This is a genomic window from Roseateles sp. P2_H4 (genome assembly GCF_056403315.1).
Genome location: NZ_JBFUFR010000007.1, coordinates 50,923 through 71,709, shown reverse-complemented (window position 1 = coordinate 71,709; position 20,787 = coordinate 50,923). Strand labels below are relative to the sequence as shown.

The 20,787-nt window shown below is 69.4% G+C and carries 23 protein-coding genes; 10 read left to right on the top strand and 13 right to left on the bottom strand.

The window, feature by feature from the left end:
- Positions 1-43: 43 nt before the first annotated feature.
- The 3 genes from AC1DW3_RS07430 to AC1DW3_RS07420 are packed head-to-tail and all read right to left on the bottom strand — an operon-like array spanning position 44 to position 2,989.
- A complete protein-coding gene (locus AC1DW3_RS07430; protein WP_477930077.1) occupies positions 44-439 on the bottom strand; it encodes a DUF1801 domain-containing protein in 396 nt (131 codons plus the stop codon).
- Between the two features lie 3 nt (positions 440-442).
- Entirely contained in the window at positions 443-856 is a 414-nt protein-coding gene (locus tag AC1DW3_RS07425; RefSeq protein WP_477930075.1) for a copper chaperone PCu(A)C, read from the bottom strand.
- Between the two features lie 42 nt (positions 857-898).
- Positions 899-2,989: a TonB-dependent receptor plug domain-containing protein gene (locus tag AC1DW3_RS07420; protein WP_477930073.1), complete on the bottom strand. Its 2,091-nt coding sequence runs from the start codon at positions 2,987-2,989 to the stop codon at positions 899-901.
- A gap of 119 nt (positions 2,990-3,108) precedes the next feature.
- On the opposite strand from AC1DW3_RS07420, the gene AC1DW3_RS07415 reads away from it, so the two are divergent.
- Genes AC1DW3_RS07415 through AC1DW3_RS07405 form a run of 3 tightly spaced genes read left to right on the top strand, consistent with a single transcriptional unit; the run spans position 3,109 to position 5,839 of the window.
- A complete protein-coding gene (locus AC1DW3_RS07415; RefSeq protein ID WP_477930071.1) occupies positions 3,109-3,504 on the top strand; it encodes a GntR family transcriptional regulator in 396 nt (131 codons plus the stop codon).
- Entirely contained in the window at positions 3,501-4,388 is an 888-nt protein-coding gene (locus AC1DW3_RS07410) for an ABC transporter ATP-binding protein (RefSeq protein WP_477930069.1), read from the top strand. The genes AC1DW3_RS07415 and AC1DW3_RS07410 overlap by 4 nt, the downstream gene beginning before the upstream one ends.
- Complete coding sequence (locus AC1DW3_RS07405; RefSeq protein ID WP_477930067.1) at positions 4,388-5,839, top strand: hypothetical protein; 1,452 nt, start codon at positions 4,388-4,390, stop codon at positions 5,837-5,839. Before AC1DW3_RS07410 ends, AC1DW3_RS07405 begins: the two co-directional genes overlap by 1 nt.
- Positions 5,840-6,058: 219 nt before the next feature.
- On the opposite strand, the gene AC1DW3_RS07400 is transcribed toward AC1DW3_RS07405, so the two are convergent.
- Both AC1DW3_RS07400 and AC1DW3_RS07395 read right to left on the bottom strand, forming a co-directional pair.
- On the bottom strand, positions 6,059-6,502 hold the full coding sequence (locus AC1DW3_RS07400) for an SRPBCC family protein (RefSeq protein ID WP_477930065.1): 444 nt from the start codon (positions 6,500-6,502) through the stop codon (positions 6,059-6,061).
- A gap of 95 nt (positions 6,503-6,597) precedes the next feature.
- Complete coding sequence (locus AC1DW3_RS07395; RefSeq protein ID WP_477930064.1) at positions 6,598-7,074, bottom strand: flavin reductase family protein; 477 nt, start codon at positions 7,072-7,074, stop codon at positions 6,598-6,600.
- 71 nt (positions 7,075-7,145) lie between these two features.
- On the opposite strand from AC1DW3_RS07395, the gene AC1DW3_RS07390 reads away from it, so the two are divergent.
- Complete coding sequence (locus AC1DW3_RS07390) at positions 7,146-8,123, top strand: M48 family metallopeptidase (protein WP_477930063.1); 978 nt, start codon at positions 7,146-7,148, stop codon at positions 8,121-8,123.
- 3 nt (positions 8,124-8,126) lie between these two features.
- Here the strand turns inward: AC1DW3_RS07390 and AC1DW3_RS07385 are convergent, their stop codons facing one another.
- The 4 genes from AC1DW3_RS07385 to AC1DW3_RS07370 all read right to left on the bottom strand — a co-directional run bounded on the left by AC1DW3_RS07385 (position 8,127) and on the right by AC1DW3_RS07370 (position 11,242).
- Positions 8,127-8,759, bottom strand: coding sequence for a Crp/Fnr family transcriptional regulator (locus tag AC1DW3_RS07385; RefSeq protein WP_477930062.1), 633 nt, complete (start codon positions 8,757-8,759; stop codon positions 8,127-8,129).
- Positions 8,760-8,866: 107 nt separating this feature from the next.
- Positions 8,867-9,538: a helix-turn-helix transcriptional regulator gene (locus tag AC1DW3_RS07380; RefSeq protein ID WP_477930060.1), complete on the bottom strand. Its 672-nt coding sequence runs from the start codon at positions 9,536-9,538 to the stop codon at positions 8,867-8,869.
- 123 nt (positions 9,539-9,661) lie between these two features.
- Positions 9,662-10,306 (bottom strand): MBL fold metallo-hydrolase, encoded by a 645-nt coding sequence (locus tag AC1DW3_RS07375; RefSeq protein ID WP_477930058.1) that lies wholly within the window; start codon positions 10,304-10,306, stop codon positions 9,662-9,664.
- An 81-nt stretch (positions 10,307-10,387) separates the two neighbouring features.
- Positions 10,388-11,242, bottom strand: coding sequence for a LysR family transcriptional regulator (locus tag AC1DW3_RS07370; RefSeq protein WP_477930056.1), 855 nt, complete (start codon positions 11,240-11,242; stop codon positions 10,388-10,390).
- 66 nt (positions 11,243-11,308) lie between these two features.
- On the opposite strand from AC1DW3_RS07370, the gene AC1DW3_RS07365 reads away from it, so the two are divergent.
- From AC1DW3_RS07365 to AC1DW3_RS07350, 4 genes are all read left to right on the top strand, one after another.
- Positions 11,309-12,517, top strand: coding sequence for a YbfB/YjiJ family MFS transporter (locus AC1DW3_RS07365; protein ID WP_477930054.1), 1,209 nt, complete (start codon positions 11,309-11,311; stop codon positions 12,515-12,517).
- A complete protein-coding gene (locus AC1DW3_RS07360) occupies positions 12,507-13,103 on the top strand; it encodes a carboxymuconolactone decarboxylase family protein (protein WP_477930052.1) in 597 nt (198 codons plus the stop codon). The genes AC1DW3_RS07365 and AC1DW3_RS07360 overlap by 11 nt, the downstream gene beginning before the upstream one ends.
- A 36-nt stretch (positions 13,104-13,139) precedes the next feature.
- Positions 13,140-14,057: an AraC family transcriptional regulator gene (locus tag AC1DW3_RS07355; protein WP_477930050.1), complete on the top strand. Its 918-nt coding sequence runs from the start codon at positions 13,140-13,142 to the stop codon at positions 14,055-14,057.
- Positions 14,058-14,137: 80 nt separating this feature from the next.
- Positions 14,138-14,581, top strand: a complete 444-nt coding sequence (locus AC1DW3_RS07350; protein WP_477930048.1) for a VOC family protein — start codon at positions 14,138-14,140, stop codon at positions 14,579-14,581.
- A gap of 25 nt (positions 14,582-14,606) precedes the next feature.
- Here the strand turns inward: AC1DW3_RS07350 and AC1DW3_RS07345 are convergent, their stop codons facing one another.
- The gene (locus AC1DW3_RS07345) at positions 14,607-14,816 is read right to left on the bottom strand and encodes a hypothetical protein (protein WP_477930046.1); all 210 of its coding nucleotides are present in this window, start codon (positions 14,814-14,816) and stop codon (positions 14,607-14,609) included.
- Between the two features lie 262 nt (positions 14,817-15,078).
- Here AC1DW3_RS07345 and AC1DW3_RS07340 point away from each other — a divergent pair, with 262 nt between their 5' ends.
- Complete coding sequence (locus AC1DW3_RS07340) at positions 15,079-15,414, top strand: hypothetical protein (protein ID WP_477930045.1); 336 nt, start codon at positions 15,079-15,081, stop codon at positions 15,412-15,414.
- Positions 15,415-15,435: 21 nt separating this feature from the next.
- Here the strand turns inward: AC1DW3_RS07340 and AC1DW3_RS07335 are convergent, their stop codons facing one another.
- On the bottom strand, positions 15,436-16,128 hold the full coding sequence (locus tag AC1DW3_RS07335; protein ID WP_477930043.1) for a hypothetical protein: 693 nt from the start codon (positions 16,126-16,128) through the stop codon (positions 15,436-15,438).
- Between the two features lie 116 nt (positions 16,129-16,244).
- Here AC1DW3_RS07335 and AC1DW3_RS07330 point away from each other — a divergent pair, with 116 nt between their 5' ends.
- Positions 16,245-16,745, top strand: coding sequence for an MOSC domain-containing protein (locus tag AC1DW3_RS07330; protein ID WP_477930276.1), 501 nt, complete (start codon positions 16,245-16,247; stop codon positions 16,743-16,745).
- On the opposite strand, the gene AC1DW3_RS07325 is transcribed toward AC1DW3_RS07330, so the two are convergent.
- A complete protein-coding gene (locus AC1DW3_RS07325; protein ID WP_477930041.1) occupies positions 16,742-19,066 on the bottom strand; it encodes a TolB-like translocation protein in 2,325 nt (774 codons plus the stop codon). The two genes, AC1DW3_RS07330 and AC1DW3_RS07325, sit on opposite strands and share 4 nt — an antisense overlap.
- A 94-nt stretch (positions 19,067-19,160) precedes the next feature.
- Positions 19,161-20,621 carry an aminotransferase-like domain-containing protein gene (locus AC1DW3_RS07320; RefSeq protein ID WP_477930039.1) on the bottom strand — a complete coding sequence of 487 codons (1,461 nt, stop codon included), beginning with the start codon at positions 20,619-20,621 and terminating at the stop codon, positions 19,161-19,163.
- Positions 20,622-20,787 lie beyond the last annotated feature (166 nt).

Below are 20,787 nucleotides of genomic sequence, written 5' to 3'. Positions count from 1 at the left end.
TATCGGCAGGCCAGGCCAGAACTGAAGCGGTTTTACGCCGGCTTCACACGTTTGTCCGCTGGGGGTTGCCCAGTTCGGCGTTCAGCGCCACCGCCGCGCGCACAAGGGCCAGCGCGGTGTCACGCTCCAACGGCGTGTCCTCGTGCAGCTCCAGCGTGCGCAGCTCGAACTTGCCGCCGCCCCGCATGCGCGGCTCGAGGTGCAGCAAGCGCTTGCCACGCCAGAAGCCGAACAGCACGCGGCTCGGCTCGGCGCGGATCAGCAGCACCGGGCCGTTGCTGAAATAGACGAGGTGGCCCCACTTGAGCTTTTCCTCCAGGCCAGGCTCAGCCTCCAACACCGCCTCGCGCAATGCCAACACTTGCGCCTGCTGCCAGCCACTGAGCGCGGCGACATAGCCAGCGGGGTCGGTGGCGTCAACGATGTACATCTTCGCCATGAATCAACGCGCCTGCGCCTTGATCTCGACTGCCGTGCGCTGCTTGTCCTCGCCTTCGACGGTCAGCGTCAGCGGCACGGTCTCGCCGGCCTTGATCGGGTTCTTGAGCCCCATCAGCATGACGTGATAGCTGCCGGGCTTCAGCGCCACGGCCTGGCCGGCGGGCAGCGGCAGCGCGTCGACGGCGCGCATCTTCATGACGCCGTCGTCCATCTTCATCTCGTGGATCTCGACCACGGCCGCCACCGGCGAGCTGGCCGCGACCACCTTGACCGGCTTGGCCGACGTCAGCTGCATGAAGGCGCCGGTGGCCTTCTGCGGCGCGACGGTGGCGCGCACCCAGGGGTCGTCGACCTTGACTTGAGCCTGGGCGACGAAAGAGGCGAGCAGGGCGGAGGCGATCAGCAGGCGGCGCATGGTGGAAGGCGGGAACGTGAAAGCCTGCATTGTGCGCAGTCCTCAGAAACGGTGCAGCGCCTGCAGCCAGAACCAACGCCCCGCCAAGGGCAGATCGTTGGGCAGCACGCCGCCGGGCAGGGTGGGCTCGCGGGCGTCGGCGTTGAACGCATTGCGCAGCGAGGCCGCGACTTCCCAGCCGAGGGTCGCGGCCAGGCGCCGCACGGTCAGGTCGATGGTCGTGTAGTCGGCCACCGGCGGCCGGGCGTCGCCCGCCGCGCGCCGGCGGTCGGCGACATGGTTGGCCTGGCCGCTGACCAGCCATGCGGCAGGCAGGCGCCAGTCGGCGCGCAGGTAGTGATGCTGGTGCGGCGCATAGCCGGCATCGGCCTGGGTCGCGCGGTCGGTGGCGCGCTGGAAGGCCAGATGGCCCGTCACGCTCAGCTGCCGCAGCGCGTCCCACCGAAGCTCGAGCTCGCCGCCGTGGCCCTTGAGCTGGCCGACGTTGCGGTAGGTCGCGCCGGTGGCCGGCGCCGGATTCGCGACGACGCGCACGATGTCGACCGCGTCGAGCCGGTACAGGCTCAGATTGACCTGCAGCTCGGCGCGCGGCGCCCAGGCGAGCACGAACTCGGTCGTCTTGATGCGCTCGGGCCGGAGGTCCGGGTTGCCGGTGCTGACCGGGTTGATGGTGTACTGCTCGCTGAAGCCCGGCGCGCGAAACGCCCGCCCGTGCATCAGCTTGGCCGTCACGTCGTAGGCAGCCTCCCAGACCAATGCCAGGCGCGGATTGGTCGTGCCGCCGAAATCGGAATAGCGGTCATGGCGCACGCCGGCGGTGAAGGTCCAGTCGGGCGCGACACGCCATTCGTCCTGGCCATAGACATAGTTGCTGTGTCGCTGCGCCGGCCGGATGTGGGGCTGGATGGCGTTGTAGTCGATGACGGGCCCGGTCGGCACCGGCACGCCGGTCGGCGTCAGGATGAAGTTCTTGTGCGTCTCGGCGCGGTAGAGGTTGGTGTCGTCATGGCCGACGCCGACGCGCAGGCTGTGGCCCCGGAACCCGCCGTAGACCGCATGCGCATCCAGGCGCCACATGCGCTCCCAACGCGCCGGGCCGCCGATCATGCCGTCGGGAAAGAGGTTGGCCCCGACGCGGATGCCGGCCGGAAACAGGACCAGGCCGCGCGGCGTTTGCTCGTGATAGTTGTGCAGCGCCGCGCTGAAGCCGGCGGCCCAGCCGGGCGCGAGCTGCGCGTCGGCCCAGCCCAGGTCGGCCATCAGTCGGTCCATGTCGATCACGCTGTCGGGATCGAGGGCCGAGTTGACGCCGCCGCCGGTGCCGGCATTGCGACGCACGACCTTGTTGACGTGCAGCCGCCACTTGTCCCAGCCGAGGTCCAGGCCCGCATCCAGCGCATCGTGGCCGACATGGGCCGGCCCGGGCGCGCGGCTCGCATGGGTGCCGAACAGCTTGTCCAGGCGCGTCGCGCCGTCGGCCGTGATCGTCGCGCCATGGCCGTCGGCCGCGCCGATGCGCAAGTAGGCGGCGAGCGCCAGCGGCCCGAGCTGGCCGCCATGCTGCAGCCAGGCATCGCGCCCGCGGAAGGAGCCGCCGCGCAGGCCAGCCTCGGTGCCGCGCAGATCGGCCGGGCCCTTGGTCACGATATTGATCACGCCGGCGAAGGCGTCGGCGCCGTACAGCGCCGAGCCGGGGCCGCGGAGGACCTCGATGCGCGCGACGTTCTCCAGCGGCAGGCCGGCCCAGGTATTGCCCTTGTCGCCCGTGTACGCGGTCTTCATCGGCTGGCCGTTGATCATCAGCAGCACCTGCACATTGAGCGGCTGGCTCAGCAGGCCGCGCACGCCGTAGAGCGGCGTGTACATGATCGGGCCGTAGCTGACATGCAGGCCCGGCACGGTGGCCAGGGCTTCGTCGAGATCGGTCGCGCCAATCGTGGCGATGTCCTGGGCCGTGATGACGGTCGCCACGGCCGGGGCGCGGCGCAGCGGCTGGGCGCTGCCGGTCGCGATGCTGATGGTGGCCTTGTCGCCATAGGCCAGAGCCAGGTCTTCATCGATGGGTTCGGCCCCCGCGCCCGCTCCCGCGAGCATCGCGATGACCGGCCAGCGCCGACGGTGGGTCTGCATCATGAGGGCCTCCGCGGGCCGAGACTGCGAAGCATCCTACGCCCGCAAGGCCCGCGTGCAACAAGCGCTTGACGGCAACTGTCCACGTGTACTATAGTACTAGTACACATTGGCAGTCCAAGATGGATCCCACCCACTTCGTCCACATCAACACCGGCTCGCCCGAGCCCATCTACCGCCAGCTCATCGAGCAGGTGAAGCGGCGCGTCGCGGCCGGGCAGCTGAAGGCAGGCGACGAGATCCCGTCGGTGCGCGAGCTGGCGCAGGCGCTGGCCGTGCACCCGATGACCATCTCCAAGGCCTATTCCCAACTGGAGGCGGACGGCGTGCTGGAGCGCCGCCGCGGCCTGTCCATGGTGGTCGCGGCCCAGCACCAGCGCGCCCAGCCCACCGCCGACCGCGTCGAGCTGCTGCGCCCGACGCTTGAGAAAGCCGCCGCCGAAGCGCGGCAACTGGAACTGTCCAAGGCCCAGACCCTGCAGCTGTTCAAGACCATCCTCGACGAGACGCAAGCATGACCGCCTCCTCCGCCCACTTTCCCCATTCCAACACCGCCACCGCCGAACTCGCCGGCGTCAGCCTCGCCTATCCCAAGGGCGGCGCCGTGCTGAAGGCGCTGGACTGGGCGCTGCAGCCCGGCCAGGTCGTCGGCCTGCTGGGCCGCAACGGCTGTGGCAAGACGACGCTGCTGGAGACGCTGCTGGGCCTGCGGGAACCGCAGCAGGGGCGCGTGCAGCTGTTCGGCCAGGATGTGGCTCACCTGGACGACACAGCGCGCGCCCGCATCGGCTACGTGCCCCAGCAGAGCGACCTCTTCGATACCTTCACCGCCACCCAGCTGCTGGCCTATTTCAGGAGCTTCTACCCACGCTGGAACGAGGCCAAGGTGGAAGGCCTGCTGTCGCGCTGGGACATCGCCCGCGACAAGCCCATCCGCAAGCTCTCGGGCGGCCAGCAGCAGCGCCTGTCCATCATCCGCGCGCTGGCCCACGAGCCCGACCTGCTGGTGCTGGACGAGCCCGTCGCCAGCCTGGACCCCGTCGGCCGACGCGACTTCCTGCGCGAGCTGGTCGACCAGGTGCTGGACCGTGGCACGACGGTGGTGTTCTCCACCCACATCCTGTCCGACCTGGAGCGCGTCGCCTTCAACCTCGCCTTCCTCAGCGACGGCCGCATCGCGCTGCAGGCGCCGCTGGACGAGCTGCTGGAGCAGGTGCGCGCCTTCACCGGCAGCGTCACCGAGCTGACCACCCTGTTCGCGCGGCTGGGGGCCCAGCCGCTGAAGCGCACGCCCCTGGAGGCCGGCCGCGAGCGCGTGCTGGCGCGGCTGCCCGCGGGCGTGCTCGCGCCGCAGGACGCGCAGGCGGTGAACCTGGAAGACCTGTTCGCGGAGCTGACCTGATGAACGCCACCACCTCCAGCCAGATGCTGCTGGCCTTCTGGCGTCAGCGTGACCTCGAGGCACCCTGGGGCCGGCGCCTGCTGATCGGCCTGACCCTCGCCGGCATCTGCACCAGCCTGTATTTCTCGCCACTGTGGTGGCAGGCGGTGCTGGGCACCAGCGCCGTGTTGATCCTTGCCACGCTGTGGATGACGGTGATGGGCAGCCTGCTGGAGCAGAACCATCCGCATGCCGCGCGCTTCGTGCCCGGCCATCGCCGCCAGCTGCGCGAGGCCGCGCTGGGCAGTTGGGCGCTGGTGACCGGGGTCTGTGCGGCCCTGCTGTGGCTGACCTTGCCGAAGACGCCCTCCTTCATGGCCATGTTGCTCTTCACGGCCGTCACCCTGGCCTTCGCCGCCTGGGCGGTGCGCAACTGGACGCTGTGGCTGGTGCTGAGCCTTGGGCCGGTGCTGTTCTTCGGCGCCGGGCTGAACAGGCGCCTCGCACCGCTGTGGTCGGCCCTGGGCGAGCTGTGGAACGCGCAGCCCGCATCGGTGCTGGCCTTGAGCCTGCTGATCCTGGGCTGGTCCATCGCGCGCTTGTTCGGCGCCGGCGACGCGGCTCACCGCGAGGCCTACGCGGCCCGCGCTCGCATGCGCCGCGCCGGCCTGGACGGCATGAACAACAAGCGTGGCGCCGAGGACGTGCTGGGTCGGCCGGGCGCATGGATCAGCCGCCCCTTCGATCTCGTGGCGGCAGCCTGGCTGCGCCATGTGCTGGCACGGGCCCGGGCCAGTGAACGCAGCGTGATGAGCCGCGTCGAGATCGTGCTGCATGGCCAGCAGCACTGGCTGCGCCAGGGCATGGGCGTGGGGATCGGCCTGGTCATCGCGGTGCTGAGCTTTGGCATCGCCTTCGCGCTGTCCGGCGCAGCCTTGGAAGAGAACTGGAAGCGCGGCGCCTTCGGCATGGCCATCGGCCTGGCCAGCATGGGCTTCAACCCGGCCTTCGCGCTGCCCAACATGCTTTGGCAAAGCCGCCGTGAACAGGCCCTGCTGCGCCTGCTGCCCGGCGTGCCGCAGGGGCAAGCCCAGAACCGCGCCGTGGCCTGGCTGCAGCTGCGCCACATGATGGTCGACTGGGTACTGACGACGGCGGCCCTGGCCTGGCTGGCCTGGGCCGCCGACGACCTGGCCCTGCTTTGCCTGGCCTTCTGCGCCCTGCCGCTGTGCACCCTCAGCCTGATGCGCACGCCAGCCCGCATGCGCGGCCCTTCGGCCTGGTCGGCGGCGCTGCCGGTGCTGGCCTTCATCCTGTCGGCCTGGGGCCTGTATGCGATGAACCAGAAGCTGGGCACATCGCTGGTGCTGATCGCCGGCGTCTGCCTGAGCCTGAGCCTCGTCCTGGGCCTGTGGCGCTGGCAGGCCATCCAGCGCGCGCCGCAGGCCTTGCCAGCCGGCCGCGCAGCCTGAAAACGCTGTCGCAAGTCGACCGCTGGAACGCACTTGATGGCCGATGCCGGCTTCAAGGCCGCGATGGCGGCCATCGTCCCCACACCAGGCCAGAAATCAAGCCCTTCGTCCAAGGAATACCTTGGCCGGTCCCCCAAGACGGCGATGCTTGCCGGATTGACCGGCAAGCACATCGCCAACGGCGGGCCGGCTAGGGAACGGCCCGCAGGAGCCACTGGGTTATTGCGGGATTTCCGGTTCGGCAAGTTGGGCCAGCAGAGTCAGCGACTCCTGCCAGCCCAGGTAGCAGGCCTCGGCCGGGATGACGGCCGGGATGCCTTCCTGCTTGATGTGGACCTCGGTGCCGCAGAACACGGCGCGCAGCTCGACGGTCGTCGTCATCTCGCCGGGCAGGTTGGGGTCGTCGAAGGCCGCCGTGTAGCGCAGCTTCTGGCCCGGCACCAGCTCCAGGTAGCGGCCGCCAAAGCTGTGACCGCCGCCGGTCGTGAAGTTGGTGAACGACATCTTGTAGCTGCCGCCCACCTGGGCATCCATCTCGTGCACCGTGCCGGTGAAGCCATGCGGCGGCAGCCACTTGGCCATGGCAGCCGGTGTCGTGAAGGCGCGGTAGACGCGGTCGGGCGGGCAGCGCAGCACGCGGTGCAGGGTGACGGTATTGGTCATGGTGGGTTCCGGGGTTGGACAGAGGATGGCCCTCTGACATGACGACGATCAGAGCGCGTCGGAATCGACAACGCAAGCACCGAAAAAAACCCGGGTCAGATCGGCAGCTCGGTGAAGTAGCGGCCGCCGTGGAAGATCAGTGGCTGCGCGCCGACGCGGGCCGTGCAGCGTTCCACCTCGCCGACGAAGATGACGTGGTCGCCCTCCTCGTAGCGGCTGCGGTTGGCGCATTCGAAGGTGGCCACGGCGCCGTCCAGCACCGGCGCGCCGCCCGCGCCCTCGCGCCAGGCCACGCCGGCGAAGCGGTCGATGTCGCGCATGGCAAAGCGCTGCGCCAGCTCCTTCTGGTCGGCCGCGAGGATGTTGATCGCGTAATGCGAGCCATGCGAGAACACCGGCATGGAGCCGGCGCGTCGCGCCAGGCTCCACAGCACCAGGGGCGGGTCGAGCGACACGGAATTGAAGGAATTGGCGGTGAGGCCGACCAGGCCGCCGTCGGCAGCCCGAACGGTGACGATGGTCACGCCCGTGGCGAACATGCCGAGGGCGGCGCGAAATTGCTGGCTGTCCATGGGGTGATTGTCGCCAGTCCCGCGCGCTCGTCCTACGACAGCGGGCTTGGGCACCGAAGCACAATGCCGGCATGGATGCCAACGACTTCCAGGTCCGCGACGGCCTGCAGTTCACCCACCCGCCGACGCGCAGCTTCGGCGACTGTGCCGATTGCGCCGCGGGCCGCTGCTCGCCACCCACCCAGCGCAGCCGCCGCCTGTTCACCGGGCTGCTCGCCGCCACCGGCGCCGCGGCCTTCATGCCGGCCTGGGCCCGCGAGGGCGTGGAGGTCGGCCCCAAGAGCAAGTTCACCGGCTTCGTGTCGGCCGAGCAACTGGAGCGGGACGGCGGCCAGCAATACGCGCTGATGATGCGCCAGGCCAGCCAGCAGCGCGGCCTGGCGCCGATGGAGCATCCGCAGGCCCAGCGGCTGCGCTATATCGCCCAGCGCATCATTCCCTTCAGCTACGAGTGGAATGAGCGCGCCCGCCAGTGGAAATGGGAGGTCAACCTGCTCGGCGACCCGCAGCTGAACGCCTTCTGCATCCCGGGCGGCAAGATCGCCTTCTTCTACGGCATCCTCGAGAAGCTCAAGCTGGAGGACGACGAGGTCGCCGCCATCATGGGCCACGAGGTGGCGCACGCGCTGCGGGAACACGCACGCGAGCGGGTCGGCAAGTCGGCGACGACCAGCCTGGTTGTCGAGGGCGTATCGGCCCTCTTCGGCCTCGGCAATATCGGCCGCAGCGTTGCCGGCATGGGCGGGCAGTTGTTCAACCTGAAGTTCAGCCGTGACGACGAGACCGAGGCCGACCTCGTCGGCATTGAACTGGCGGCCCGCTCCGGTTACGACCCGGCGGCGGCCGTGCGCCTGTGGGAAAAGATGATGAACGCCAACAAGGGCGCGCCGCCGCAGTGGCTGTCCACCCACCCGGCCAGCGTCACGCGCATCCGCGACATCCAGGCCAACCTGCCCAAGGTCGCAGGCCTGTACAAGCGCGCACCCAAGCCCGATCAGCGCTTTCCGGTGGCGCTGCCGCTGCCGGCACGCCCGCGCCAGGGCCAGTGAGCCCTACCAGCGCGCCGGCAGATTCTTCAGCCGCTGGTATTCGCCCGCCGCCACGCGCCTCAGATAGCCGCCCAGCTCCAGGTCCTTGACGAGCTTGGACACCATCTCGCGCGAGCAGCCCAGGCGCTGGGCCATGCCCTGGTGGGTCAGCTCCAGGTGGCGGCCGTCGCCGGTGGATTCGTCGACGAGGTTCTTCAGCCGGCCGTAGACGTCGTTGAGTGCCAGCTGCTTGGTCGACAGCGTCGCCGCGCGGGCACGGCGGATGACCTTGGTCAACAGCTCGAAGGCGAACTCGGGGTGCTCGCTGATGTGGGTCAGCAGGCTGGCCCGCGTGACCATGACGAGGCGGCAGGCCTCCTCGGTGATGACGCTGGCCGAGCGCGGCCCGCCGTCCAGGCTCATCTCGCCGACGTATTCGCCCGGTCCGTAGACGCCATAGGTGATCTCGCGGCCGCGCGCGTCGCTGCTGTAGGCGCGCAGCGAGCCGGCCAGGATCAGGTAGAGGTTGTCGCCGACCGAGCTCTCCTCGATCAGCACGACGCCCTTGCGATAGCTGCGGGCAATGCCACGCGCAGCCAGCAGCCGCAGCGGCGGCGGCAGGGCCAGGAGTTCGGTGTCGAGGGTGTCGTCAGGCATCCGGCGGCGCCGTGGGCATGAGGCCCGCGGTGCGCCAGGATGTTAGCCCGTCGTACAAGGCGGGCCGGCCAGGAAGCAGCCCGCCCGCTCGGCCCGCAGGGGCGCCATCAATTGACGAGCTTGGCGGGGCGCAGCGAAGAAACGAGAGGCGGCAGCAACGCCAATTGGCGCATCAGCTCGCCGATGCTGTCGGCGCCGCTCTTGGCGCGGATGCTCTGGATCTGGCTGCGCACCGTCGAGATGGCCACGCCCTGGCGCTGCGCGACCTCGGTCGGCTTGACGCCGTTGGACAAGGCCTTCAGCACCTCGGTCTCGGCCGGCGTCAGCTGGTAGCGCAGCGCGAACCATTGCGCGGCCAGGTCGCCGCAGAGCTGCCGGCGCTCCAGGATCAGCAGCACCGCGGCCTGGTTGACGTCACGGTTGAGCGGCACGACGACGACATTGGCGCGGCCACATTCGGCACGGTCGTCGCCCAGGCGCAGCAGACAGCGCCGGCCGCTCGCCTCGGCACCTTCCAGCGCCTCGGCCAGCGGCACCGCGTCGGTCAGCAGGCGGGCCCGCAGATGCTGGCCGACGAGCTCCAGCGGATGGTTGTCATCCAGCGACGCACGCGCCGCCAGATTGCTGTGCAGCACGCGGCCGGCGCCGTTGAGCAGCACGACGCCGTGGTCGAGTTCCTCCAGCACAAGGCCCATCCACTGGTTGGAAAGCGAGGCCGCCGCACGGCGCTCGCGAGGACGTGAACCGGGGACTTGGCCCGGCTGAGCAAACTCGGACATCCACATCGAAGCACTCCTCAGCCCACCCCATGCGAGCCATCATCAAAGCGTAGGAGAGCACGTTTCGCTTCGGGCGTAAATGTTGCTGGATGTGTTTGTGAACGAATTACCCCTCGCCGCCGTTCAAACGACATCAGCAACATAGGGATTGCTGCGGCGCTCTCTTCCGATGCTGCTTTCCGGTCCATGGCCTGGAATGAAGATCGTGTCGTCCCCCATCGGCCACAGGCGCTGGCGGATGGCGGCTATCAATTGCTGGTGGTTGCCGCCGGGAAAGTCGGTGCGGCCGATGCCCCCTGCAAACAGCACATCACCGACGAAGGCGCGCTGCGCCGAAGCCGAGTGGAAGACCACGTGGCCCGGCGTGTGGCCGGGGCAATGGCGCACGGCCAGCGTCTCCTCGCCGATCTGCACCGTGTCGCCATCGTCCAGCCAGCGATCGGGCTTGAAGCCCTCGACCGGCGGGAAGCCAAACATCTTGCTCTGCTGCGCCAGGCCGTCGATCCAGAACTGATCGCCGGGGTGCGGCCCGACGATGGGCAGCCCCTGCTCGCGCGCCAGCTGGCCGGTGCCGCCGGCGTGGTCGATGTGGGCGTGGGTCAGCCAGATGGCCTTCAGCTTCAGACCGCGCTCCTGCACTGCGGCCAGCAGCCGCGGCAGCTCACCGCCGGGGTCGATGACGGCAGCGTCGTTCGTCGCGTCGCACCACACGAGGGAGCAGTTCTGCTGAAAGGGTGTGACGGGAAGGGTGAGGTACTGGAGAGCCATGGCGCCGTTGGAAGCTGATAACAAGGTTTCGAACTGAAGGTCAATGTATCGAACCCGGCTCTCAGCGGGGCCTGCAGCGGGTCACAGCAGCTCCTGCAGCTTGGCCAGCGCCGTCGTCGCCAGCCCGTGCCACACCAGATGCGTGACATTCCTGCGCACCTTCGCCGGCACTTCATGCTGCAGCACCTCCTGTGAGGACCTGAGCGTCGCCAGCAGCGACTTCGGCACGAGCGCGAACCCGGTGCCGGCCGCCACGCAGGCCACCATCGCCTGGTAGGACGAAAACTCCAGCGTGCGCGCAGGCATCACCGACGACGCGCCCAGCCAGTCCTGCATGCGCTTGCGGTAGGAGCAGCCGTCAGCAAAGGCGATCAGCGTCATGCCTGCGAGGTCAGTCGCGCGCTTGACCGGCGGAACACCGCGCGCGGTGATGCACACCAGCTCTTCCTCGAACACCTTCATCGCGTTGAGGCTGGGGGCCGTGAAGGGCTGCGAGACGAACGCCGCGTCCAGCTCGTAGTTGGACACGCGATGCACCAGGGCGCCGGTGGTGCCGGTGGCCAGCTCCACCACCACGTCGGGGTACAGCGTGTGGAAGCGCGACAGGATGGGCGCGAGCCGGCTGCCCGCCGTGCTCTCCAGCGAGCCGACGCGCAGCACGCCTGTGGGCTTGCCGCCGCGCAACTCGCTTTCCGCCTCGTCGGCCAGGCGAAACAGCCGCTGCGCATAGGCCAGCAGCCGCTCGCCCTCGGGCGACAGCACCAGCCCGCGCCCCTGGCGGCGAAACAGCGGGCAGCCCAGGCGCTGCTCGAGCTGCTTCACGCGCGTGGTCACGTTGGACTGCACGCGGTTGAGCTTTTGCGCGGCGCGGATCACGCCGCCCTCCTGCGCAACGGCGCGAAAGATCTCCAGCGAGTCCAGATCGATGCTTCTCATAACGAGAATGATTGCTCAGGATTATTCATTTGTCGGCCGCGTCGATTCTCGGTCTACTGCAAAGCCATGGCAACCACGGCCCGCCCCCCATCGACCTTCGCGTTGTGCATCGCGGGTGCGCTGTCGTTGGCGGTCGCGATGGGCATCGGCCGCTTTGCCTTCACGCCGGTCTTGCCGCTGATGATTCGCGAGGGCCAGCTCGACGTGGCCGCCGGCGGTTGGATAGCGGCCGCCAACTATCTCGGCTACCTCACCGGCGCGCTGACCGCCCGAAAGCTGCCGGGGCGTGCTACCCAGCTCGCGCTGCTGGGCCTGCTGTTGACGGTCGTGCTCACGGCGGCCATGGCGTGGCCGGGCGCATGGCTGTGGGGCGCATGGCGCTTCCTCGCCGGCATGGCTTCTGCCTGGGTGTTCGTCGCGACGGCGGTGTGGTGCCTGGGTGCCTTGGGCCAGGCGGGCCAACCGCAGGCGGCCAGCTGGGTCTATGCCGGGGTCGGCGCGGGCATCGCGCTCGCCGGGTTGCACGCATGGGCGGCCGGCGTCGCCCACGTCAGCGCGTCCGCGCTGTGGCTGCAGCTTGCGCTGCTGGCGCTGGCGCTGGCGCTGCCCGTCGTGTTCGTGCTGCGCCGCATCCAGGCGCCGGCGGCGACGCCTGCGGCCGTCACCGCGCCCGCTGCCGCGAGTGGTGTTTCTTGGGGTCTCACGTGCTGCTACGGCGTCATGGGCTTTGGCTACATCCTGCCGGCCACCTTCCTGCCGGTGCTGGCGCGCAACGTGGTCGACGACCCGGCCGCGTTCGGCCTGGCCTGGCCGGTGTTCGGTGGCATCGCCGCCGTCTCCACCCTCGTCGCCGGCCGCTGGCTGCAGCGGCGGCCGCACATCGAGGTGTGGGCTGTCTGCCAGGCGTTGATGGGTGTCGGGACGCTGCTGCCCAGCCTGTGGACCGATGGCTTTGTCATCCTGCTGTCGGCGCTGCTGGTGGGTGGCACCTTCATGATCGTCACGCTCGCCGGCGTGCAGGTCGCACGCGCCCGCACCCAAGGCGACCCACGCAGTGCGGTCGGCCGCATGACCGCGGCGTTTGCCATCGGGCAGATTGCCGGCCCCGTGGCGTCGGCCCTGCTGCTCAATGTCCCGTCCCTGCGCACCAACGGCCTTGACATCGCATTGCAGGTCGCGGCAGCGTCGCTCTTTGCCACCGCCGTGTGGCTAATGCGGGAGTCTCGCGAGCCGCGCCCTCCTCGCCCATCCACGGAGACTTCCCATGCCCACTGAACAAGGATTTGCCGCGCACGCCCGCGAGCGCCTGCCCCTGCCCGCAGCGGACGCAATGAGCGACGCGCAGCGCGCCGCGGCGCAGGCCCTCATCGACGGGCCGCGCAAGGGCGTCTATGGTCCCTTCCTGCCGCTGCTGCGCAGCCCGGATCTGCTGGAGCGCGTCGCGAAGCTCGGCGAGTTCCTTCGCTTCGGCAGCGCGATCGATGCGCGCCTGCGCGAGCTCGTCATCTGCGCCACCGCGCGCCATGAGGGAAACCAGTTCGAGTGGCTGATGCACGCGCCGCTGGCGGTGCAGGCAGGCGTCAAGGCCGACGCGGTGGAGTCCTTGCGGCTGGGGGCCCGCCCCAAGGGACTGCAAGCCGACGAAGAGCTGGCCCTGGACTTCACCCACGAGCTGCTGCACACGCATGGCGTGAGCGACCCCACCTACGCCGCGGCGCTCGCGACTTTCGGTGAGCAGAGTGTGGTCGAACTCACCACGCTCATCGGCTATTTCACGATGGTCAACTGGGTGATGAACGTGGCGCGCACGCCGGCGATGGCCAGTGCCAAGGGAGAGCCGCTGCAAGCCTTTCCGGCGTAGCAGTGCGCGGGCGCCCTGGCGCTCCGACAAGTTGTCATGAGCTCCCTGTTGCTGGCGACCGTTGGCGAGATGACAAAAGGGATGCCGATGCATCGGTGCTTGCATCCGGCGGGCGTCCGCTCTACAAGGCTGCGCATGTTCGTTCGACAAAGCCCCTCCCCACCGCTGGCCCCTTATGTCGACAGCCTCTGGTACAGCGAGCGCGGCGCGTTGCCGCACACCCGTGAGCGCAGCCTCCCCACTGGCTGCGCCGACATCGTCGTGCCGCTGCTGCAGGACCACCTGATCCGCTACGACAGCGAGCAGGACGCCGACGCGCGCCGGTTGCGTGGTGCCATCGTGCAGGGCCCCTACGACCGATTCGGCGTGCGCGGCACCGAAGGGCCGTCGACCGTGGTCGGTGTGCATTTCACGCCCGGCGGGGCGGCGGCGTTCCTGGGCGGCGCGTTGCCCGAACTGCGCAACCGCACCGAATTGCTCGAGGATGTCTGGGGGGCTGCATCCAGCGAACTGCGCGAGCGGCTGCAAGCCACGGGTTCGCCGCAGCAGGCATTGCGACTCTTGAACAACTTCCTGCTGCGGCGGCTGGACGCCAGCGCGCCGCCAGACCCTCTCGCTGCCTTCGCGATAGAGGCCTTTCGACGCGATCCGGCCGGCGCGCGGGTGCAGCCCGCGCAGCGCGAAAGCGGCTGCTCGCCCGCACAGTTCATCCGTCGCTTCGAGCAGGCGGTGGGGCTCACGCCCAAGCGCTATGCGCGAGTGCTGCGTTTCGGTCTGCTGCTGCCGTCGCTGGCGCGCTGCGGGCCACGCGACTGGGCACAGATCGCCGCAGGCGCCGGCTACTTCGACCAGTCGCACCTGATCCGCGAGTTCCGGCAGATCGCCGGCATGGCGCCCGGCGCCTATGCGCTCGTGCAGGCCGACCAACCGACGCACGTGGCGTTGGCGCGCTGAAAAAATATCCAATACACCGCCCACCCTCGCCACCTAGGCTGCGCTTCTCGCGGCAAGTCGCCGTTCAAAGGAGAGGTTTCATGAGCGAGATCCACGAGGTGTTCCCGTACCTGATGGTGCGCGACGCCAAGGCCGCGATCGCCTTCTATCAACAGGCGTTCGGCGCGACCGAACTCTTCCGGCTTGTCGAGCCGTCGGGCCGGATCGGACACGTCGAACTCCAGCTCGGTCCGGTGGTGTTGATGGTGTGCGACGAGTTCCCGGAGTACGGCATGGTGGGTCCGCAGGACAACCGGTTCACCGGCTGCACGATCCACCTTCACGTCGACAACGCCGACGCGATGGCCGAACGCGCTGTCGCGGCGGGGGCGACGGTGTTGATGCCGCCCACCGATCAGTTCTACGGCGAACGCTCGTGCCGGCTGCGCGATCCTTTCGGCCATGCATGGCTGCTTGGCCATTCGATCGAGAAACTGGCGCCTGAGGAGATGCAGCGGCGCTACACCGCGATGATGACCAGCTGAGGAGCTTGCCCGGCGGCTCGGGCCGTCAATGCCGGCGATCCCGCAGGCCGAACATCAGGAAGCCGCCAAGCAAGGCGGTGATCAGCGACGCCATGCCGGAGCCGAACATCGGATGCTGACCCCACAGGGCCAGGTCATGATGTTTCAGCGCATGGCCGAACGACAGGCCCAGGAATGCCAGGCCGATCAGCGCGGCCACCAGCAGCAGCGATACGAAAGCGTGTTGAGCGTTCATGGACATCTCCGACTGCAATCTCGAGTTGTGGTTTTAGCGGCGGGCCCCGCTGCTGGCGAGGCCCGAATCGGGGGACCCGTCATCAAGCATGAGGACTTCGCCACGCTTCAGGCACTCAAGATACTGTACAAATAAACAGTATCATGCGGTATCGCAGTTGTCAGGGTGCACACCCAGGCGTTTCCGCCCAGCGGCCTGAGGGTCGCTGGGCTTTTTTTGTGCTCAAGACCGCATCGAGGCGCCGCCAGACAATCCGCCCGCCATGCCGCGCCGACCACCCCGCGATCACTACCACGTCTATGTCGTGCTGTTGTCTGAGCGCGTCTGGAACGAGCCAGCCTTCCGCAAGTGCAATCCCGACCACGACATCGTCAAGCCCTGCCTGTACGTCGGCATGACGGGCCTGGACCCCGACCTGCGCTTTGACCGGCACATGGCCGGCGTGCAGGCCAACCGCTTCGTCTTGAAGTACGGCGTGCGCCTGATGCCCGAGCTCTATGAGTTTTACAACCCCATGCCCTACGACGCGGCGCGCGACATGGAGGTGGAACTCGCCATCGGCCTGCGCGAGGCGGGCTACGCCGTATGGCAGGCGTAGCCGGGAAAGCGCAGCGCCGGCTCAGTCCCTGAGGCCGCGCGCCCAGACGCGGTCGGCAGCCTCGAACATCGTGCGGCCGTCCAGCATGGCCGGGTCGCGGACGAGGGCCAACCAGTCCAGCGTGTCGTGGTGGCTGCCGGGAATCAGGTCGGCCGAGCGTTCCGCCACCAGCCAGGCGTGCAGCCTGGCGTACAGCGCGGGATGCCGCGCCTGCGCCCAAGCCAGGCCGACGAGGTCGCCAAAGGCTTCCTCGCGGCGGGTGGAACGCATGGCCAGCCAGGCCTGTTGCAGATCGGGCGACAGCCCCTCCGGCGGCTTGGCGGCGACGAAGCCGGCCGGCATGCCATGCCAGGCACCGTCGAGATAGCGGCGGCAATGGCCGAGCTCATGCGCGGCCATCAGCTCCAGCACGGGGCCGAGCAGCTCGGGCGGGATCGCGTCGACCTGGCGCTGGGCCTGGGGGTTGCCGCGCATGGACAGCACCAGCTTGCAGCGCCCCTCGACAAAGCCCAGGGCCAACGGCGCCATGCCCGGCGCATCCTGGGGTTGGACGACGATGTCCAGCGGCAAGGCCAGGGCTTGGCGCGCATGGCCGATGACGGGTGAAATGACCTGCAGCCAGCGCATCTCTAGCGCGGTGAGGTCGGCGGCATGCGCGGCTGGTGACAGCACGACACACGCCAAGGCGAAGGTGGAAAACAGACGTCTCAGCACGGCAGACACTCCTTGAGAGCATCTTCGGACGGGACCCATCGGGTCTTGACGGCGCCTTGCCTCGCATCCGTGAACTATGCGGACGAAACCTGGGCTAAGGTGTTTCCGTGAAAACCATGCGCGACCTCATGACGCCACCGGCCCATATCCAGGGCCGCATCGAAGCCATCGTCGTGCGCGGCACGCCGCGCGACCCGGCGCGCCGCGTCGAGGCGACCACCGCCCTAGTCGGCATTGGCCTGGCCGACGACCGCCTCGGCCAACGCGGCGAGGCCGAGCTGTCGACGCGCCAGGTCACCCTGATCCAGCTGGAGCACCTGCCGCTGATCGCGACATTTGCACGCAGCGCGCCCATCGACCCGGTGGACCTGCGCCGCAACCTCGTTGTCTCCGGCATCAACCTGCTGACGCTGAAGAACGCCAAGGTGCGCGTCGGCGAGGCGCTGATCGAGATCGTCGGCCCCTGCGCGCCCTGCTCGCGCATGGAGGAGGTCATCGGCCCGGGCGGCTATGCGGCGATGCGCGGCCATGGCGGCATGACGGCGCGCATCCTGGAGGGCGGGCGCATTGCTGTGGGCGACGTGGTGAGCGTGGCCCCGCCGGCCACCTCGCTCTAGAGCTGCGCCCGGTACAGCGTCGTCGGGTAGCCGACGGTGAAGTAGATCCAGCCCTCGGTGAGGGCGGCAGCGTCGAAATCGCCCACGCTATGCACCAGGCGTTCGCCCTTGCCGGGCGTCCACACGTAAAGACGGCTCCCGACGGCATAGGCCACCGCGCCGCTGCCGACGGCCAGCACCACGGCGCCCAGTTCGGTCCGCAGCGTCGTCGTCACGCCATTGCGCCAGGCCTTGAGCGCGAAGACCCTGCCGCCGAGAGGCTCGCTCCACACCAGCAGGCCGTCCGCCCATTGAGCCGCACCGGCAAGCGACGAGGACAGTCGCGTGGGCGGGCTGCTGCCGTCCACGGGTGCCACCCACAACTCGCCCGGCGTGGTGTTGGCCCGCTGAGCCACACCCCAGGCGACCCACCGGCCATCGGTCAGCGGGGCGCTCGCGATGCTGTCCTCGGCGGAGACGCGGCGGTGCGCATGGGTGGCTTCGTCGTACACATACACCGCCGAAGCCTTGACCCCGTCCACGACGCTGCGCTGCACGGCCGCATAGGCCGCGACGACCTTGCCGCTCGCGCCCATGCCCAGCGAGAGGCCGGCACCCTCGTTCTGCTGCACCGTCGTGGCGTTGCCGCTCAATGGAACGGCCGCCGGGGCCGGAGCTGCGAGGTTGGACAGCCACAGCGTCGGCTGCCCACCCACGTCCTGCAGCCAGCCGGCCTGGGTGCCCACCGCCGAGAAAGCGCCGGCGTCGCCATTGGAGATCGCCTGCCGCGAGCCGTCGGCCCGCCAGGCGTAGACGATGGTGCCGCTGCCCACGGCCCGGGCCAGCCAACGATCGCCGGCGAATTTCCATTGACCTTCGCTGGTGGACACGGCCGTCGGCAGCACGGCGCCTGCCGGCGTGCCGCCGGGGATCACCCACTCGGCGGTGAAATTGTTGTTGAGCAGCACACCGCCAGCGCCCGAGGCCGTCAGGCTGCCGTTGAAGGGCAGATCCTTGATCCGCTCGTAGGCCATCGGCGGCTGGGCCTGCCACAGCACGGCGGCCGAGGCGGTGGCGATGCCGCCGGCCTTGACCGTGGGAAAGCCCGTGGCAGAGAGGCTGTAGCGCCCGTCCGGCAGGCCGGTCATGTCGACGTCGAGGCTGAACGGGCCGTAGCCACTGCGCTCCAGCAGCAGGCGCTCGCTCAGGTCGGGGTAGCGCAGCAGAAGCTTGAGCGTGCCCGAGTAGCTCGGGTCGCCCGTCAGCTCGCCGCGCACTTCGACCTTGCCCGCCGTGAAGCGGCTCTGCAGCGGGCTGGTCAGCGTGACGGTCAACGGCGCGGGCTTGACCATGCTGCCCGTCACCAGGCCCCGCAGGCCGTTCGCGTCGACGAGGGCAACCTGCAGCACATGGGGGCCTACGTCGAGGTCCAAGCTCAGGAACTCGAAGAGGAAGGCCTGGACGCAGGCGCTGCCGACGGCGACGACGTGGCAGGCCGTCTTGTCCAGCGTGCCGACGGCCTTGCCATCGACGCTCAGACTGGCCGACACCACCGGCGCGCCGGAGCGGCTGGACGGGATCACATAGACCGTGACCCGCGGCGTGTCGTTGCCGATGCTGCTGACGAAGGTGGCCGAGAGGTCCTGGTTGCGCACGGCCACGACGCGCTCGATCTCGACGAAGGTGCCCGGCGCGTACTGCAACTGCAGCTTGACCTTGTAGTCGCCCTCGGCCTCCGTGCCGGCGCTCCACGAGGTCTCGAACCTCGGGCCGGCCGTGGAGAGGGGTCCGATCTGGGACGAAAGTTGATTCGTGGAAAAGCGCGCCGAGACGGCGCCGGCCGGCGCACCCGCGACGCTGAGCTTCACATTGCCCCGCACCGGTTCGGGTTGGTCCAGCGCGATGGCTGTGGCCGCCATCTCGGTCGGCACGCCCAGCTTCAGCTCTGCCGCGCCCGAGAGGGCCTTGAGGGCGATCTCGCGGCCGTCTGCCAGCACCGCCACCACGCGGTAGGACGTGGGCGACGCCTCCAGCGGGCCCGTCCAGGTGCTCGGCACCCCGGCCAGCGCCCCGCCCGGCGTGCTCGGCAGCGTGGCGACGGGCGTCCAGCTGTTGTTGACCGACTTGTCGACCCGAAAACCCGTCTCGCCTTCCACCCAGTCCGTCCACCGCAACTCGGCTTTCTGGGCAGCGGGCATCGAGTAGGCCTGCAACTCGGCAAGCGACGCCGCCTTGACGACCGAATCCGGCAGCGGCGCCGGGCCGCCATCTTCACTCCCACCACCACCGCCACCACAGGCCACCAGAGCCAGGCCCAAGGCGCAGGCCAACCATTGCTTCATGCTTTCCCCTGCACGCCGCTCGAACGCGACGTTTGCGAACAGCTTAGCGCGGCAGCATGACGGCCTTGGCCTGTTCAAGTCCCATGGTGAAGGTTCACAGCGCCCCCCCTGCGGCCATCCTCGAGCGCGCCCTCTGCACCGCCACCTGAGCGCTGGTTGCCGCACTCAATTGCTGTTGCAGAAATTCCGCCAGCCGCGGCTGCTGGCTGAAGGCCGCGTTGAAGCGGATGTGCGGGTCGCGCGCACCGTCCGCCGCGAAGGTGGCGCCGCGCACCAGCAGGATGCCGGCACGGAAGGCCTCCTTGACGACGCCGTCCACGTCCACGCCGGCCGGCAAGGCGCCCCACAGGAACAGACCGCCCTCGCCCGCATGCTCCAGCAGCACGCCGGCCTGGCGCAGCTGCTGCGTGGCCGCGGCGCGCGCGGCGGCCAGGCGCTGTTGCAGGCGGTCCAGGTGCTTGCGCCAGCGGCCGGCGGCCAGCACTTCCAGCAGCACGTACTCGTTGAGCGCCGCCGTCGTCAGCACCGAGATGATCTTCTCGCGCATCAGCGCGCGCAAAAGAGCCGGCTCCGCGGCCATATAGCCCAGGCGCAGGGCCGGGCTCATGGCCTTGCAGAAGCTCGAGTAGTAGATGACGCGCTCCAGGCCCGACAACTGCGCCAGGCGCGTTGGCGAGCCTGAGTGGAAGTGGCCCTGCACATCGTCCTCGGCGACGAGGAAGTCGTGGCGCTGGGCCAGCATCAGCACGCGGTGCAGATTGGCCGCCGTGCTGCCCCAGCCGGTCGGGTTGTGCAGCACGCTCTGGATGAAGAGCAGGCGCGGGCGATGCCGGGTGCAGGCTTCGTCGAGTGCCTCCAGATCGATGCCATCGGGCCGGCGCGGCACGGGCACGATGTTGACGCCGGCCTGGCGCAGGCGATCGAACAGCAAGAAATAACCCGGCGTCTCGACGGCGACCGAGTCGCCCGGGCGCAGGAAGGCGCGGCAGATCAGGTCGATGGCCTGGGTGCCGCCATAGGTCGTCAGGATGCGGCCGGCGTCCACCGCGATGCCCTGCGCGCGCATCAGCATCGCGATGCGCTCGCGCAGCTCCGGCACGCCCTGGGGCGGGCAGCGCGAGGCCATGCCGGCGTTCGCCCGCGCCAGGCCGCGCTGCACGGCGGCGGCAGGGATGGCCTCCTCCAGCCAGGTGGCCGGCAGGGCGCCGCTGCTGGCCAGCAGCACGCCGGCCTTCTGGTCGTTGGCCTGCTGGGCCAGCCAGACGGCCTCCTGCTCTTCACCGGCCTCCACGCGGGCGGCGTCGGGCATGGCGTCGGCCGGGCCCTCGGCGACGAAGAAGCCGGCCGTGCCGCGCGAGTCGATGACGCCAGCGGCGACGAGGCGGTCGTAGGCGACGACGACAGTGTTGGGGCTGACGCCCAGACGCGAGGCCAGCTGGCGGATGGAGTTCAGCCGTGCGCCGGGCGGCAGCTGGCTGCTGGCGATCAAGGCATGCAGGCGCTGCTCGATCTGGTCGGCCAGCGGCGTGGGGGAGTCGCGGTCCAGCGAGAACATGGGGCCTGATAGCACTGCGAGGATCGGTGCGAGAGGGTCTGCGCGGATGCAGGGCTAGGCGCGCGCTGAAGCCCGGGCCGGGTGCCCGGGCAAGGCGCATAACAACGCCATGCGTCCGCGCAGCCCCTCTCCCGAAGGGTTGTCACACAAAAGCCCGCGCGCGGCG

What these genes read in the sequence shown, in the direction of transcription:
- AC1DW3_RS07350 (WP_477930048.1), top strand. Translation starts at nt 14,138, where the DNA reads ATGAGCGAGATCCACGAGGTGTTCCCGTACCTGATGGTGCGCGACGCC.
- AC1DW3_RS07385 (WP_477930062.1), bottom strand. Translation starts at nt 8,759, where the DNA reads ATGCCTGACGACACCCTCGACACCGAACTCCTGGCCCTGCCGCCGCCG.
- AC1DW3_RS07365 (WP_477930054.1), top strand. Translation starts at nt 11,309, where the DNA reads ATGGCAACCACGGCCCGCCCCCCATCGACCTTCGCGTTGTGCATCGCG.
- AC1DW3_RS07395 (WP_477930064.1), bottom strand. Translation starts at nt 7,074, where the DNA reads ATGGACAGCCAGCAATTTCGCGCCGCCCTCGGCATGTTCGCCACGGGC.
- AC1DW3_RS07325 (WP_477930041.1), bottom strand. Translation starts at nt 19,066, where the DNA reads ATGAAGCAATGGTTGGCCTGCGCCTTGGGCCTGGCTCTGGTGGCCTGT.
- AC1DW3_RS07320 (WP_477930039.1), bottom strand. Translation starts at nt 20,621, where the DNA reads ATGTTCTCGCTGGACCGCGACTCCCCCACGCCGCTGGCCGACCAGATC.
- AC1DW3_RS07420 (WP_477930073.1), bottom strand. Translation starts at nt 2,989, where the DNA reads ATGATGCAGACCCACCGTCGGCGCTGGCCGGTCATCGCGATGCTCGCG.
- AC1DW3_RS07425 (WP_477930075.1), bottom strand. Translation starts at nt 856, where the DNA reads ATGCGCCGCCTGCTGATCGCCTCCGCCCTGCTCGCCTCTTTCGTCGCC.
- AC1DW3_RS07375 (WP_477930058.1), bottom strand. Translation starts at nt 10,306, where the DNA reads ATGGCTCTCCAGTACCTCACCCTTCCCGTCACACCCTTTCAGCAGAAC.
- AC1DW3_RS07355 (WP_477930050.1), top strand. Translation starts at nt 13,140, where the DNA reads ATGAGCTCCCTGTTGCTGGCGACCGTTGGCGAGATGACAAAAGGGATG.
- AC1DW3_RS07405 (WP_477930067.1), top strand. Translation starts at nt 4,388, where the DNA reads ATGAACGCCACCACCTCCAGCCAGATGCTGCTGGCCTTCTGGCGTCAG.
- AC1DW3_RS07345 (WP_477930046.1), bottom strand. Translation starts at nt 14,816, where the DNA reads ATGAACGCTCAACACGCTTTCGTATCGCTGCTGCTGGTGGCCGCGCTG.
- AC1DW3_RS07330 (WP_477930276.1), top strand. Translation starts at nt 16,245, where the DNA reads ATGCGCGACCTCATGACGCCACCGGCCCATATCCAGGGCCGCATCGAA.
- AC1DW3_RS07415 (WP_477930071.1), top strand. Translation starts at nt 3,109, where the DNA reads ATGGATCCCACCCACTTCGTCCACATCAACACCGGCTCGCCCGAGCCC.
- AC1DW3_RS07390 (WP_477930063.1), top strand. Translation starts at nt 7,146, where the DNA reads ATGGATGCCAACGACTTCCAGGTCCGCGACGGCCTGCAGTTCACCCAC.
- AC1DW3_RS07360 (WP_477930052.1), top strand. Translation starts at nt 12,507, where the DNA reads ATGCCCACTGAACAAGGATTTGCCGCGCACGCCCGCGAGCGCCTGCCC.
- AC1DW3_RS07400 (WP_477930065.1), bottom strand. Translation starts at nt 6,502, where the DNA reads ATGACCAATACCGTCACCCTGCACCGCGTGCTGCGCTGCCCGCCCGAC.
- AC1DW3_RS07410 (WP_477930069.1), top strand. Translation starts at nt 3,501, where the DNA reads ATGACCGCCTCCTCCGCCCACTTTCCCCATTCCAACACCGCCACCGCC.
- AC1DW3_RS07430 (WP_477930077.1), bottom strand. Translation starts at nt 439, where the DNA reads ATGGCGAAGATGTACATCGTTGACGCCACCGACCCCGCTGGCTATGTC.
- AC1DW3_RS07380 (WP_477930060.1), bottom strand. Translation starts at nt 9,538, where the DNA reads ATGTCCGAGTTTGCTCAGCCGGGCCAAGTCCCCGGTTCACGTCCTCGC.
- AC1DW3_RS07370 (WP_477930056.1), bottom strand. Translation starts at nt 11,242, where the DNA reads ATGAGAAGCATCGATCTGGACTCGCTGGAGATCTTTCGCGCCGTTGCG.
- AC1DW3_RS07340 (WP_477930045.1), top strand. Translation starts at nt 15,079, where the DNA reads ATGCCGCGCCGACCACCCCGCGATCACTACCACGTCTATGTCGTGCTG.